Source organism: Streptosporangium sp. NPDC087985 (genome assembly GCF_044741965.1).
GTDB lineage: Bacteria > Actinomycetota > Actinomycetes > Streptosporangiales > Streptosporangiaceae > Streptosporangium.
In genome coordinates this window covers 160,313-173,002 of the sequence record NZ_JBIUTQ010000011.1, presented here as the reverse complement: position 1 = coordinate 173,002, position 12,690 = coordinate 160,313, and the positions used below count along the sequence as shown (strand labels likewise).

The window sequence follows — 12,690 nt, the reverse complement described above, 5'->3', positions numbered from 1 at the left end:
TGATGCCGATCTTGATCATTTCTCCACCTTCAGCGTGACTTTTCCGCGGATAAGGCCGCGCTCGGCTTCGCGGTGCAGGTCTGCCAGGGACCCCAGCGGGCGAGCGTCCGCCTTGACGTCCACCACGCCCTTGTCGATCAGCGCCACGAGCTCGGTCAGCTGGCCTGGGTCGTTGCGGGCCACGAACTGGACGGCGCGCGGATGCTCGATCGGCTGGGTGATCGAAACGAACTCCTTGGCCAGCCGGGTCACCGAGGCGGGCACGTCGGCCACCAGGTTGATCAGCACGTCGTTGCCGCCCGGCAGCGGAGCGGTGGTGTAGTCGACGACCTCGTCGGCGCCCAGCGCCCGCACGGCAGCGGCGCTGCGCGGGCTGGCGGTCGCCACCACGTGCGCGCCCGCATGCTTGGCCAGCTGCACGGCAAACAGCCCGACGCCGCCGCCGGCCCCGTTGACCAGCACCCGGCTGCCGCGGCCGATGCGGGCATGCTCAAAGACCGCCTGCCACGCGGTGAGCCCGGCCACCGGCACGGCAGCCGCGTCCGCCAGCGGGATCCGCTCCGGTGCCCTGGCCAGCACACCCGCCTTCGCGACCGCGTACTCGGCCGCCGCCCCGTCGATGAGCCCGATCACTCGGTCGCCGGGGGCGAGGTCACCCGCCCCGGTGACCACAGTGCCCGCGACGTCCCAGCCGAGCGTGTGCGGCAGCGTGACGCCGAGCACGTCCTGCAGCAGGCCCATCCGTAGGCCGACCTCCGACGGGTTGAACGACGTCGCGGCCACCCTGATGAGCACCTCGCCCGGCCCAGGCTTCGGCACCGGCACCTCGTCCAGCGAGATCACCGAGGCGTCGCCGTACCCGTGGATGCGGGCGGCCCGCATGGTGCCGAGGAAGTCCGCGGCGTGCTCGCTCGCCCACGTCTCGAACGTGCTCGCGGGCGCTCCGGTGACCTCCTCCACGGTCTCGGTGGCCGGGCCGGGCTCGGCGAGACCGCGCAGCATCCCGTCCACGGCCGGCGCGGGCCACCCCAGCCCGAGCAGTCGTAGCCTCGCCTCCTCCGGAGGCTCCTCCTCCCAGCGCACCGGCCGGCCGATCGCGGTACCGATCGCCCGCGCCTGCTCCCGCTGGGTCAGCGGCCGGGGTCCGGTCAGCGTGTAGACCGCGCCATGGTGCCCTTCATCGAGCAGCGCGCGCACCGCGACGGCTGCGACGTCCCGCTCGTGGATGGGGGAAAAGGCCGCGTCGCCGTACGGCTGCCGCACGACGCCCGCGCGGACCTGCTCGGCCCACCGCAAGGTGTTGGCCGCGAACGCGTGCGGGCGCAGCACCGTCCACTCCCGGGCGGTCCCAGCGATCAGGCGCTCGATCTCGACCTCGTGCGGGCGGGCGGCGGCCGAGGACAGGTAGACCACCCGCCGCGCCCCGATCAGCTCCAGCACCTCGCGGGTGCCCTCAGCCGAGGCGAACGGCCACAGCAGGAACACCGCGTCGACACCGTCGAGAGCCGCCTCCAGCGTGACCGGGTCGGTCAGCTGCCTCGTCACCGTGCGCACGTCGGCGCCCGCGTCTTCAAGTTGGTTCACCAGAGGGCGGCCGATCGTGCCGGTCGCCCCGCTGACCAGGATTTTTGTCATGCCGTCAACCATAGGAGCCCTGTGTGAGGCGTCCAATGCGCTTCTGTCTACAATTTATACGTGATCGTCTCCTGCGTTAGACTTACACCGTGGACGTGCTGAGCGACGTGATCGCCTCCATGCGCATGGGCGTGCCGCGCTCGGCGCGTGTCGAGTGGCCGGCGCCGTGGGGGCAGCGGTTCCCGTCAGCGCCTGGCTTGGCGGGCTTCCAGGTCGTGCTACAGGGCTCGTGCTGGGCGATCCCGCCGGAGGGCGAGCCGATCCCGGTCGGGACGGGCGACGTGCTGTTCTTCCCCCACGGGCACGGCTACGCGCTGGCCGACTCGCCCACCAGCCCCATCGCGGAGCCCGACTGTGACCCCTATGCCCACGCCGAGCTATTCGCCTCTGCCTCTATGGAGGGCACCGGGCCCGTCACCGTGACGCTCTGCGGCGGCTACCAGCTCGACTCCAGCCGGGCGCATCCGCTGCTCAGAGGGCTGCCCGAGATGATCCACCTGCCCGCCAGGCTGGGGCACAACACCGAGCTGCGCGCCGCCGTCGAACTGCTCGGCAAGGAGATCGACGACCCGCGGCCAGGCGCGGACATGGTGGTGTCGGCACTGCTGGACATGCTGCTGCTGTACATCCTGCGTGCCTGGTTCAACGTCTCGATGGAGCACTGCAAGGTTGGCAGCTGGGCCGCCGCGCTGGCCGACCCGGCCGTCAGCGCCGCGCTCGACGGCATCCACCGCGACCCTGCCCACCCGTGGACGGTCGAGTCGCTCGGCCGCCGCGCCGGGCTGTCCCGCGCGGCGTTCTCCCGCCGGTTCACCCAGTTCGTCGGGCAGCCGCCGCTGACCTATCTGACCTGGTGGCGGCTGGGCACGGCCGCGCGCATGCTGCGCGACTCCGACGCCGTGCTGAGCGAGATCGCCGCCGCGGTCGGCTACGGCTCGGAGTTCGCCTTCGCCAACGCCTTCAGGCGCGAGTACGGCATGGCCCCCGGCAAATACCGCCGCCTGGGCTGCCCGCCTACGGGCCGAACAGCGGTAGGCACCGCTCCAGCCCCCGGATCTCGAAACCCGGCTCGGCGGCCCACTTTCCAGACCCGGCGGGCGCGCTCCAGATCGTCAAGGCCGGACAGGTCGCCGTAGGTGGACTCGTGCGGCGCGGGAGTTTCGCTCGGCTGCGCACCCAGCAAGGCCGGCACCTGTTCACTGTGAAGAAGCCGGTCGACAACTCCATGGCGTGCCTGGAGTACGAGACAGCGATCGATGACCGGGAGCAGATGCACCACGCCATTACGGTCATGGGCATTCATTCCACGGTCCGGATCGTCAAGACCCGCCGCACCGCGACGCTGGGACCATGATGATCTGCGTCGACGAAGTCGAGCACGCCGGGGCCTTCGTCGAGATCGAGCGCACAGTGAGCGGCGAGGAGTCCGGGGCCTCAAGGTGACCACCCACTTCGACGACATGGAGACAATCCGGCAACTGGTCACGGACGCGCCGGCTTCCTGAGGGCACACCAGACCCGTACGGCTCCCGCCCCCTTCTCAGCGCGGGAGCAGCTCACCCGCTACATGTCGGCACGTATCCGGCCTCGACGATGGACCTCCGAGCGCGCTCAGCCACGGCGGGGTCGTACTCGACCGAGGTCACCGCTCCGCCGCCGAGGCGCTGGCACATCAGCGCGGCCGAGTAGCCGGTGCCGCGAAGCACTTCGCCGCCTCCATGGACACCCGTCGGCCGGTGGAGCGCCGTACCCGCACCATGATCGGGCTGCGATGCGCTCACGCCCACCTGCGCGGAGGCGACGCCGAACAGGCCGCGGCAACGGTGCTCGGCTTCCGCCAGGACCTCACGGGGATCGCATCGGCTCGCGTCCGCGGCGAGCTGCGGCAGCTCCGTCGGGGGTGGCAGCCGTACCGGGCTGCGCCGCGGGTGGCTGAGGCAGGTGCGCTCGCGGCTGGATTGCTGCGCTGAGTGGCACCTCGGACAGCAGAAAGCCCCAGGCTGGAGCTCCTCACGGTATGCGGCTACTGCTCGAGCAGGGTGACGGGTGGGAGTGGCTCCGGGTGGTGGGTGGGCTGCTCGGCCCGGCCGAGCAGGGTTGCCTCGTCGATGGGGTTTTCGTGGGTGCCCGGCGCCGTGCAGGCGTGGGCGCCCGCGACGGCGCCCAGCCGGACGGCCTCCTCCAGGGATCGTCCCCCGAGGAGGCCGTACAGGACGCCGGAGACGAAGGCGTCGCCTGCGCCGTTGCTGTCGATCACCGGGCCCGGCAGCGGGGCGGCGGGGATGTGCCGGAGCCCGTCGGCGTCGAGGACGTGGCAGCCCTCGGCGCCCGCCGTGCAGATCACCGTCGTGGCGCGGCCCCTGTCCAGGATGTCGCGCATGACGGCGTCGCGGCGGGAGCCGAGGGCCGTGTCCGACAGGAAGACCAGGTCGGAGGAGTAGGCGAAGTCCCTGTGGTGGTCGTTCTCCCCGTCCCAGTCGTGCAGGTCGGTGGAGACGGACCTGCCCTCCAGGTCGGGGTAGACGTGCCGGGAGAAGTCGGTGATGGACACGTGGACGTGTCGGGCCTCACGCACCGCCGCCAGGTAGAGCTCCCTGGGCAGCCGCTCGCCCGGTACGGCCCGTGGATCGAACAGCGACAGCCGCCGCCCGTCGGGGCCGACCAGCAGGACGCTGCGCCGGGTGCCCTGGGGGGCGAGTCCCCAGGCGAACTCCACCCCCCTGGTCTCCAGGTGGGTCCGGATGAACCGGCCCTGCGGGTCGTCGCCGATCAGGTCGACCAGCTTCACCTTGAGCCCGAGGGTGTGACAGCCGAGCGCGACGCCGCTGCCGGTGTTGCCGATCCGGTCGACCATTGGCGGGACGGGGTAGGTGTCGGCGTACGGCAGTGGCAGTTCGGGCACGTAGGCCGTGGTGTCCACTCCGGTACCGCCGATGACGACGACGTCGTAACCAGTCTTCATCACGCCAGGATCTCAGCCGCCGGGGACGGCCCGCGTGGCACGGGGCCGTGCGCCGCGCGACGCGTTCCTAGCGGTTGACCAGCGGGCCGGAGCCCGTCGAGCGGCGCACGACCAGCTCGGGCTGGAACATCAGCTCGATGTGCCTGCTCGGGATGCCGTTGATCTCCTCCAGGAGGGTCGCCACGGCGGCCGAGGCCATCGCGCCGATGGGTTTGCGTACGGTGGTCAGCGGCGGGTCGGTGAACGCGATCAGCGGCGAGTCGTCGAACCCCACCACCGACGCCTCCCCCGGGACCGACAGGCCCCGGTCCCGGCAAGCCCGGATCGCGCCCAGCGCCATCAGGTCGGAGGCGCACACGATCCCGGTGCAGCCCCGCTCCAGCAGCTGCGCCGCCGCCGCCTGTCCTCCCTCGACCGAGAACAGCGAGTGCGAGATCAGCTCGTCCACCTCGGTCACGCCCAGCAGCTGCGCCATCGCCTGCCGGTAGCCCTCGATCTTGCGGATCACCGGTACGAACCGGCGCGGCCCGACGGCCAGGCCGATCCGCTCGTGGCCCAGGTCCACCAGATGCTGTACGGCCAGCCGCGCCGCGGCCCGGTCGTCGGGGGAGATGAACGGCGCCTGGATCTGGCCGTTGTAGCCGTCCAGCAGGACGATCGGCAGCCCTCGGTCGATCAGCCTGGCGTAGCGGTCCATTTTGGCCGTGGTGTCGGCGTGCAGGCCGGAGACGAAGACGATGCCGCTGACCCCGCGGTCGATCAGCAGTTCGGTGAACTCGTCCTCGGGAGCGCCGCCGGGGAGCTGGGTGCACAGCACGGGGGTGTAGCCGTGCTGGGTCAGCGCCTTCTCGATCGCCTGGGCGAACGCCGGGAAGATCGGGTTGTCCAGCTCCGGGGTGACCAGGCCGATCAGCCCGTTGCTGCGCTGGCGCAGCCGCTGCGGACGCTCATAGCCCATCAGGTCCAGCGCCGTCAGCACCGCCTGCCTGGTCCCCTGCGACACCCCCGACTTGCCGTTGAGCACCCGGCTGACCGTGGCCTCACTCACCCCCGCCTGCGCGGCGATGTCCGCCAGCCGGATTCCCGTGCCATCGGGGCGGGATCGGGGCGTGTGCGTGAGTTCACCGTCCATCAGACGTACCCCACCATGCGGTCGAATCGGGTGCAAACCAAGCGGCGTTCAGCTCCTTGGATATGAGACTCGTTGCTGAAACTTTGTGCAAACGGTAACACTCCCGTCCCGGCGTTACGGGCGTTGACCCAGTTGTGGCCGGTTTTCCTCTGACTCGAAACTTTCCTACCAGTCGGAAAGAGAGAAGTGACCAGCAGGTGTGCGATTTCTGAAAACACCTATGGACACGTGGGCAATTGGCGCGATGTACTACCTCATCAATCACAAGGCTGGATCCGGGCAACACGGTCCGGGAGGAACGAGCGCGCATGAGTACCGTCGTCCTCGACAATGTGAGCAAGGTCTACCCCGGCGGGTACCTCGCGGTTGATCGAATGAACCTGCGCGCCGAAAACGGGGAGTTTCTGGTCTTACTGGGACCCTCCGGCTGCGGTAAGTCCACGCTGCTCCGGATGATCGCGGGACTGGAGGAGATCACCTCCGGGGATCTGTGGCTGGGCGGTGAGCTCGCCAACGACTTCGCCCCGCGCGACCGCGACGTCGCCATGGTCTTCCAGAACGGCGCGCTCTACCCGCACCGCACGGTGCGCGGCAACATGGCCTTCCCCCTGGAGATCGCCAAGGCCGATCCGGCGATGGTCAGGGAGCGCGTGACGGAGCTCTCCAAGGCGCTGCACATCGACGAGACCCTCGATCGCCGCCCTGGAACGCTCTCCGGTGGCCAGCGCCAGCGCGTCGCGATGGGCAGGGCGATCGTCCGCCAGCCCTCGCTCTTCCTGATGGACGAGCCGCTGTCCAACCTCGACGCGGGCATGCGCACCGAGCTCCGCATGGAGATCTCCTCGCTGGTCCGCTCGCTCGGTGTGACCACGATCTACGTCACTCACGACCAGGTCGAGGCCCTGACGCTGGCCGACCGGATCGCCATCATGAACCGGGGCGTGCTCCAGGACGTCGGTACTCCCGGCCAGGTCTACAACGACCCGGCCACCGCCTTCACGGCCGCCTTCCTCAGCTCCCAGCAGATCAACCTGCTCGCGGCCACTGTGCGTACCCCGCAGAACCAGTTCATCCTGCTGGACTTCGGGGTTCACCAGATCATGATCCCTTGGACCGATCCCCGGGCCTACGTCATCTCCCAGCATGTCGGTCGCCAGATCATCGTCGGCCTCCGCCCGGACTGCCTCGCTCCGGTCCCCGAGACGTTCGAGGGCCCCATCTTCCTCGGCCGGGTACGGGCACTGGAGTACCACGGTCACGAGTGGCTCGCCTACGTCGAGAGCGGCATCCCCTCCGTGACCGTTCCCGAGCCCCCGGACCCTCGTCACAAGGGACGTGACCTGGTCACCGCCGCTCCGGGCGGCCGGGCCCGGGCGGCCCTCAGGCGCCTGCTGCCCGGTCTCGGCTACGAGCCCGAAGTCCAGCGGGAGCCGGAGCAGGCCGGCGGGGGCACCCACCGCCGGGCCGATCTGATCGTCCGTGTCGGCGCCCGACCTGTCTGGCGGGCCGGTGAACCCGCCCGCGTGGGTGTCGACGTCACCCGTCTGATGCTCTTCACCATGGACGGCTCCCGCATCGACCCCCCGCACCGCTGACCTGCCGGACAGGCCGCCACCGGCGGCGCCGTACCCACCCGGTCCCGGAGGTCAGCGACCGATGATGGAGACGATCTCGACGACGCGGATGACACGGTCCGCCTCCGCCCGGTGGAAGGACGGCCCCTCGGTCCGGGCGAGGATGAGGTGCAGGTGAGCGTCCGGCACCGGGAGACTCATCAGGCGGTGGTGGCCCGCGTCGAGGACGGAGGGACGCAGGAGGGTGAGGTCGGCCACCTTGACCCCGACGAGACCCCCCGCCCCGTCGAGCGAGGGCGGCGCCTGCCAGCTGCGGTGGACGATCTCGCCGGTCCCGGAGTCCACGGTGACCGCCCAGTCGGCGCCCATCAGGGCGGGCAGTGCGTCCACGAGGGTGACGAAGGCCCTGCCCGGGTCCGCCGCGACGTGCTTCAGCAGATCGTAGTCGGGGGCGGAACCGGGGATCTCCCGGGTGGGCCAGACGGCTTCGACGCGTATTCCGGGGACGACGGAAAGCCGCGCTCTGACGGTGACGGCGTCGGCCGTGCCGGGCCAGGAGACGGTGAAGTCGTCCATGGCCCGGCCCGTCTGGCGCTCCAGCACCGTCATCTGGAGAATGTCGGCTCCCAGCGTGCCGAGGACCCGGGCGACCTGGCCCAGGGCACCCGGGCGATCGGGAAAGGACACCCGTAGCCGCACCATCATTTCGATCACCTCTCTCTGGACACCAGGGTGTCCCGGACAGGTTTCGCAGAGGTTCCGGGGAGATGTCGTCCAGCATAGCCCTGGCGCCCCCGGGACATCGGTCCGGCAGTCCCGCCGAGGGAGATGTCAGCGGATGACCTTCGGGCCCGAGCCCGTCGAGCCCCGCACGATGAACTCCGGCTGGAAGATGAGCTCGGAGTGCTTCACGGGCGCGCCGGAGACGGCCTCCAGCAGGGTGTGCACTGCGGCGGTCACCATCGACTGCACGGGCTGGCGCACGGTGGTCAGTGGCGGGTCGGTGAACGCGATCAGCGGCGAGTCGTCGAACCCCACCACCGACACCTCCCCCGGGACCGACAGGCCCCGGTCCCGGCAGGCCCGGATCGCGCCCAGCGCCATCAGGTCGGAGGCGCACACGATCCCGGTGCAGCCCCGCTCCAGCAGCTGCGCCGCCGCCGCCTGCCCTCCCTCGACCGAGAACAGCGAGTGCGAGATCAGCCCGTCCACCTCGGTCACGCCCAGCAGCTGCGCCATCGCCTGCCGGTACCCCTCGATCTTGCGGATCACCGGCACGAACCGGCCCGGCCCGACGGCCAGGCCGATCCGCTCGTGGCCCAGGTCCACCAGATGCTGTACGGCCAGCCGCGCCGCAGCCCGGTCGTCGGGGGAGATGAACGGCGCCGGAACGTCGTCGGCGTGCCCGTTGAGCAGGACGATGGGCACGCCCTGCCCGATGAGCTGGGTGTAGCGGTCGGAGCGCGCGGTGGTGTCGGCGTGCAGCCCGGAGACGAAGATGATGCCGCTGACCCCGCGTTCCACGAGCAGCTCGGTGAACTCGTCCTCCATCGCTCCGCCGGGGAGCTGGGTGCACAGCAGCGGGGTGTAGCCGTGCTGGTTCAGCGTCTTCTCGAAGGCCTGGGCGAACGCCGGGAAGATCGGGTTGTCCAGCTCCGGGGTGACCAGGCCGATCAGCCCGTTGCTGCGCTGGCGCAGCCGCTGCGGACGCTCGTAGCCCATCAGGTCCAGCGCCGTCAGCACCGCCTGCCTGGTCCCCTGCGACACACCCGGCTTGCCGTTGAGCACCCGGCTGACCGTGGCCTCGCTCACCCCCGCCTGCGCGGCGATGTCCACCAGCCGTGGCGAGGTGCCACCGGCGAGGCTTCCGCTAATCGGCATCGCGCTCCCACCAGACCGCGGAGTCGGGCGCCAGCCGTGCCGCGTCTCCCACGAGTGCGGGCTGGTCGCTGGCCAGCAGCATCCTGCCCGGGGCCGGCAGGTCCACCGGCTCGCCGGTCAGGTTGACCGTGCACACGAACCCGTCGCGGCCGAACGACAACGTGCCCTCGGGCGACTCGAGCCAGGTCAGCGAGCCGTCGCCGAGCTCCTCGCGCTCCCGTCTGAGGGCCAGGGCGGCCCGGTAGAGCCGGAGTGTGGAGTCCGGGTCGCCGAGCTGGGCCTCGACGCTGAGCCCGCTCCACGAGGCGGGCATGGGCAGCCAGCTGTCCTCGCTGCCGGGGAGGCCGAATCCGAAGTCGGGCCCGGAGGCGGCCCATGGGATCGGCACCCGGCAGCCGTCGCGGCCGTCCTCGGGGTTGCGCAGCCGCTGCGGGTCCCGCAGGAACTCCTCCGGCAGGTCGAGCACCTCGGGAAGGCCGAGCTCCTCTCCCTGGTAGACGTAGACGGAGCCGGGCAGGGCCAGCATCAGCAGCGCGGCCGCCCTGGCCCGGCGCAGGCCGAGCTCGCCCCCGCCGTAGCGGGTGACGTGCCGCTTGACGTCGTGGTTGGACAGCACCCACGTCGTCGGCGCGCCCACCAGGCCGGCGGTCAGCACCGACTCCTCGATCACCGCGCGGAACCGCTCCGCGTCCCAGGGGGTGGTCAGGAAGTGGAAGTTGAACGCCTGGTGGAGCTCGTCGGGGCGGACGTAGTTGGCCAGGCGCTCGGGCGTGGGCGCCCAGGCCTCCGCCACCCCGATGCGCTCGCCCGGGTAGGAGTCGAGAAGCCTGCGCCAGGCGCGGTGGATCTCGTGGACGCCGTCCTGGTCGAAGAACGGGACGACGTCGGCGCCGATCATCTTGACCTGGTCGGGGTGGCCGACGTCGGGCAGTCCTGCGGCCTTGACCATGCCGTGCGCCACGTCGATCCGGAAGCCGTCCACGCCCAGGTCGAGCCAGAACTTCAGGACCGACGCGAACTCGGCGTGGACCTCCGGGTTCTCCCAGTTCAGGTCGGGCTGCTCGGGGGCGAACAGACGCAGGTACCACTGACCGTCGGGAACCCGGCTCCACGCCGGGCCGCCGAAGACCGACTCCCAGTCGTTGGGCGGCAGCTCGCCGTCCGGGCCTTTGCCCTCGCGGAAGATGTAGCGCTCACGCTCAGGGCTGCCGGGCCCGGCGGCCAGGGCCTGCTGGAACCAGACGTGCCGGTCGGAGGTGTGGTTGGGCACCACGTCCACGATGATCCGCAGGCCCCGGGCGTGCGCGTCGTCCAGCAGCGCCTTGGCGTCCGCCAGCGTCCCGAAGATCGGATCCACGTCCCGGTAGTCGGCCACGTCGTAGCCGAAGTCCGCCATGGGAGAGGTGTAGAACGGCGTCAGCCAGAGCGCGTCCGCCCCCAGCTCCGCCAGGTAGTCCAGCTTGCCGCGGATTCCCAGCAGGTCGCCGATGCCGTCGCCGTTGCCGTCGGCGAAACTGCGGACGTAGACCTGGTAGATCACCGCGTCCCGCCACCAGGTGGTGGCGGTCCCGGTGTGCCGGTCGTGGATCAGCTCGGTCATGAATTATCCCCCGATTCTCGACATTCGATGGTGCTGGCGGGACCGCGTTACGCGCGCGTGGCGCGACCCAGCCTCCAGATCCGCAGGCTCGGGCCGTCGCCGGGCAGCGTCACCTCGCCCGCCGCGTCCGCCGCGAGGTCGTCCGCGCCGTAGACGCCGGTCACGGACGCGCCCAGCGGTAGGGTGACCGGGTCTCCGGCCGCCCGCCGCGCCGACACCAGCAGCGACTCCGACGCGGTCTCGCGCAGGAACACCAGGCTGTCGGTGTCGGCGTGCAGCCAGCGCAGGCCGCCGTGGCGCAGCGCGGGCTCGCTACGCCGGAGCCCGAACAGGGCCTGGTAGGCCTCCAGCGTCGTCTCGTCCCGGTCGTCCGGCCGGTTCCACGGCATCGGAGTGCGCGCGTTCTCGCCGTTCCAGCCGGTGAGGCCGTACTCGCTCCCGGCGTAGATCATGGGAACGCCCGGCAGCGTGGCCTGCAGTCCGGCTGCGACCAGCTGTCCCTCGCGGGAACCGGTGACGGTGCGGATGCGGGCCGTGTCGTGGGAGTCGAGCAGCTGCCAGGAGTGGGTGAGCGAGCGCCACGACATGCGGGCGCCGAAGACCCGGACGGTGTCCAGCGTGCCAGGGCCGTCCTGCTCCGGGACGCCGCCCGGCACGCCGAGGAAGTCGGGCAGGTCGAGCTCGGCGCCGCGCAGCCAGCGCCAGACCGGACGGGTGAATCCCAGGTAGTTCATGGTGCCGTGCCAGCCGTCGCGGTCCAGGTCGCCGGCGGCGTCGTGGGCGTGCTCGGCGACGAGGGTCGCCTCGGGCAGCGCGGCGGCGACCTCACGCCGCAGCAGCGCCGCCACCTCGTGGGTGTACTCGTCGGCGCCGCGACGGCCGGTCATGTTGGCCACGTCGACCCGCCAGCCGTCCAGGGTGCCCAGCCAGCGGCGGAGCGTGGCGATCATGCGCTCGTGCACCAGCGGGCTGCCCCAGTTGAGCTTGGGCAGGCTCTTGACCCCGCACCACGACTCGTAGTCACCGGTCTCGGGGTCGAAGTAGAACATCTCCCGCTCCGGCGCGGCCACGTCGGAGCTCGCGGCGGCGAACCACTCGTGCGCGTCACCACAGTGGTTGGTGGTGACGTCGCCGACGAGCCGCATGCCCCGGGCGTGCAGCGCGTCCGACAGCCGCCGCAGCGCCTCGTCCCCCCCGAGGAGCGGATCCACCGTGTCGAAGGTGGAGGCGTCGTAACGGTGGTTGGAGCGCGCGGGGAAGACCGGGGTCAGGTAGACGGTGTCGGCCCCGAGCGACTGGATGTGGTCCAGGTGCTCGGTGATGCCGTCCAGGTCGCCGCCGAAGAACTGTTCCGAGGTGCCGGGGCCGCGCCCGATCACCTCGTCCCTGTCCCACTCACGGGGCAGCGCCCACGCCGGCAGGCCGGCCGGGTCCAGCGGGCCCGCCTGCGCGGAGCGGGCGAAGCGGTCGGGGAAGATCTGGTAGATGATTGACTCGCCGGTCCAGGCCGGCGGCGCGTCGTACGTCACCAGGCGGAAGTCGGTGGCGTCGGGCAGGTCGTGCCCGACCACGCCCGCGGCGGTCAGCCAGACCGGCTTCCCGGTGTCGCGGCGCAGGTAGAAGCGGTACGGCGTGACCGGGTTGTGCGCGGTCACCTCCGCCTTCCACCACACGTCGGCGGGGCCGTACCCGCCGATCGCCCTGCCGGTGCGGTCCGGGTCGATCTCGGCGGCGGCGAAGTGCGGCTCGCCGTCGTACGTGGTGCGGACGTGCACCGCGGTGACCTCCATGGCGCGCGGGATCCGCGCCCAGACCGTGACCCGCTCGCCGAGCGCGGGCGTCAGGGTGGAGACGTAGAGGGCTGAACCGTCGTGGTGTGGCTCGTCGATGAGGTACATGTTTTCCT

Annotated in this window: 12 protein-coding genes; 4 read left to right on the top strand and 8 right to left on the bottom strand. The window is 71.1% G+C overall.

Annotated features, from left to right (window positions below; genetic code table 11):
• Window positions 1–15: 15 nt before the first annotated feature.
• Window positions 16–1,635, bottom strand: coding sequence for an alcohol dehydrogenase catalytic domain-containing protein (locus ACIN94_RS21090; protein ID WP_400708438.1), 1,620 nt, complete (start codon window positions 1,633–1,635; stop codon window positions 16–18).
• 89 nt (window positions 1,636–1,724) lie between these two features.
• Between ACIN94_RS21090 and ACIN94_RS21085 the strand changes: the two genes are divergently transcribed.
• Window positions 1,725–2,771, top strand: coding sequence for an AraC family transcriptional regulator (locus ACIN94_RS21085; protein WP_400708436.1), 1,047 nt, complete (start codon window positions 1,725–1,727; stop codon window positions 2,769–2,771).
• Between the two features lie 8 nt (window positions 2,772–2,779).
• Window positions 2,780–2,989 (top strand): hypothetical protein, encoded by a 210-nt coding sequence (locus tag ACIN94_RS21080; protein ID WP_400708434.1) that lies wholly within the window; start codon window positions 2,780–2,782, stop codon window positions 2,987–2,989.
• A 202-nt stretch (window positions 2,990–3,191) separates the two neighbouring features.
• Here ACIN94_RS21080 and ACIN94_RS21075 read toward each other — a convergent pair whose 3' ends face one another.
• Window positions 3,192–3,341 (bottom strand): hypothetical protein, encoded by a 150-nt coding sequence (locus ACIN94_RS21075; protein WP_400708432.1) that lies wholly within the window; start codon window positions 3,339–3,341, stop codon window positions 3,192–3,194.
• Window positions 3,342–3,353: 12 nt separating this feature from the next.
• Here ACIN94_RS21075 and ACIN94_RS21070 point away from each other — a divergent pair, with 12 nt between their 5' ends.
• Entirely contained in the window at window positions 3,354–3,605 is a 252-nt protein-coding gene (locus ACIN94_RS21070) for a hypothetical protein (protein WP_400708430.1), read from the top strand.
• A gap of 53 nt (window positions 3,606–3,658) precedes the next feature.
• Here ACIN94_RS21070 and ACIN94_RS21065 read toward each other — a convergent pair whose 3' ends face one another.
• Window positions 3,659–4,597: a carbohydrate kinase family protein gene (locus tag ACIN94_RS21065; protein ID WP_400708428.1), complete on the bottom strand. Its 939-nt coding sequence runs from the start codon at window positions 4,595–4,597 to the stop codon at window positions 3,659–3,661.
• Between the two features lie 67 nt (window positions 4,598–4,664).
• On the bottom strand, window positions 4,665–5,729 hold the full coding sequence (locus ACIN94_RS21060; protein WP_400708426.1) for a LacI family DNA-binding transcriptional regulator: 1,065 nt from the start codon (window positions 5,727–5,729) through the stop codon (window positions 4,665–4,667).
• Window positions 5,730–6,037: 308 nt separating this feature from the next.
• On the opposite strand from ACIN94_RS21060, the gene ACIN94_RS21055 reads away from it, so the two are divergent.
• Complete coding sequence (locus ACIN94_RS21055) at window positions 6,038–7,324, top strand: ABC transporter ATP-binding protein (protein WP_400708424.1); 1,287 nt, start codon at window positions 6,038–6,040, stop codon at window positions 7,322–7,324.
• 51 nt (window positions 7,325–7,375) lie between these two features.
• Here ACIN94_RS21055 and ACIN94_RS21050 read toward each other — a convergent pair whose 3' ends face one another.
• The 4 genes from ACIN94_RS21050 to ACIN94_RS21035 all read right to left on the bottom strand — a co-directional run bounded on the left by ACIN94_RS21050 (window position 7,376) and on the right by ACIN94_RS21035 (window position 12,682).
• Entirely contained in the window at window positions 7,376–8,008 is a 633-nt protein-coding gene (locus ACIN94_RS21050) for an amino acid-binding protein (protein WP_400708422.1), read from the bottom strand.
• A gap of 126 nt (window positions 8,009–8,134) precedes the next feature.
• The gene (locus ACIN94_RS21045) at window positions 8,135–9,184 is read right to left on the bottom strand and encodes a LacI family DNA-binding transcriptional regulator (RefSeq protein ID WP_400708420.1); all 1,050 of its coding nucleotides are present in this window, start codon (window positions 9,182–9,184) and stop codon (window positions 8,135–8,137) included.
• Complete coding sequence (locus tag ACIN94_RS21040) at window positions 9,174–10,784, bottom strand: glycoside hydrolase family 13 protein (protein WP_400708418.1); 1,611 nt, start codon at window positions 10,782–10,784, stop codon at window positions 9,174–9,176. The genes ACIN94_RS21045 and ACIN94_RS21040 overlap by 11 nt, the downstream gene beginning before the upstream one ends.
• A gap of 47 nt (window positions 10,785–10,831) precedes the next feature.
• Window positions 10,832–12,682: a glycoside hydrolase family 13 protein gene (locus ACIN94_RS21035; protein WP_400708416.1), complete on the bottom strand. Its 1,851-nt coding sequence runs from the start codon at window positions 12,680–12,682 to the stop codon at window positions 10,832–10,834.
• Between the last annotated feature and the right edge of the window lie 8 nt (window positions 12,683–12,690).

Coding starts and splice junctions, on each gene's coding strand:
- ACIN94_RS21090 (WP_400708438.1), bottom strand. CDS start 1,635: ATGACAAAAATCCTGGTCAGCGGGGCGACCGGCACGATCGGCCGCCCT.
- ACIN94_RS21055 (WP_400708424.1), top strand. CDS start 6,038: ATGAGTACCGTCGTCCTCGACAATGTGAGCAAGGTCTACCCCGGCGGG.
- ACIN94_RS21065 (WP_400708428.1), bottom strand. CDS start 4,597: ATGAAGACTGGTTACGACGTCGTCGTCATCGGCGGTACCGGAGTGGAC.
- ACIN94_RS21045 (WP_400708420.1), bottom strand. CDS start 9,184: ATGCCGATTAGCGGAAGCCTCGCCGGTGGCACCTCGCCACGGCTGGTG.
- ACIN94_RS21060 (WP_400708426.1), bottom strand. CDS start 5,729: ATGGACGGTGAACTCACGCACACGCCCCGATCCCGCCCCGATGGCACG.
- ACIN94_RS21070 (WP_400708430.1), top strand. CDS start 3,354: ATGGACACCCGTCGGCCGGTGGAGCGCCGTACCCGCACCATGATCGGG.
- ACIN94_RS21050 (WP_400708422.1), bottom strand. CDS start 8,008: ATGATGGTGCGGCTACGGGTGTCCTTTCCCGATCGCCCGGGTGCCCTG.
- ACIN94_RS21035 (WP_400708416.1), bottom strand. CDS start 12,682: ATGTACCTCATCGACGAGCCACACCACGACGGTTCAGCCCTCTACGTC.
- ACIN94_RS21040 (WP_400708418.1), bottom strand. CDS start 10,784: ATGACCGAGCTGATCCACGACCGGCACACCGGGACCGCCACCACCTGG.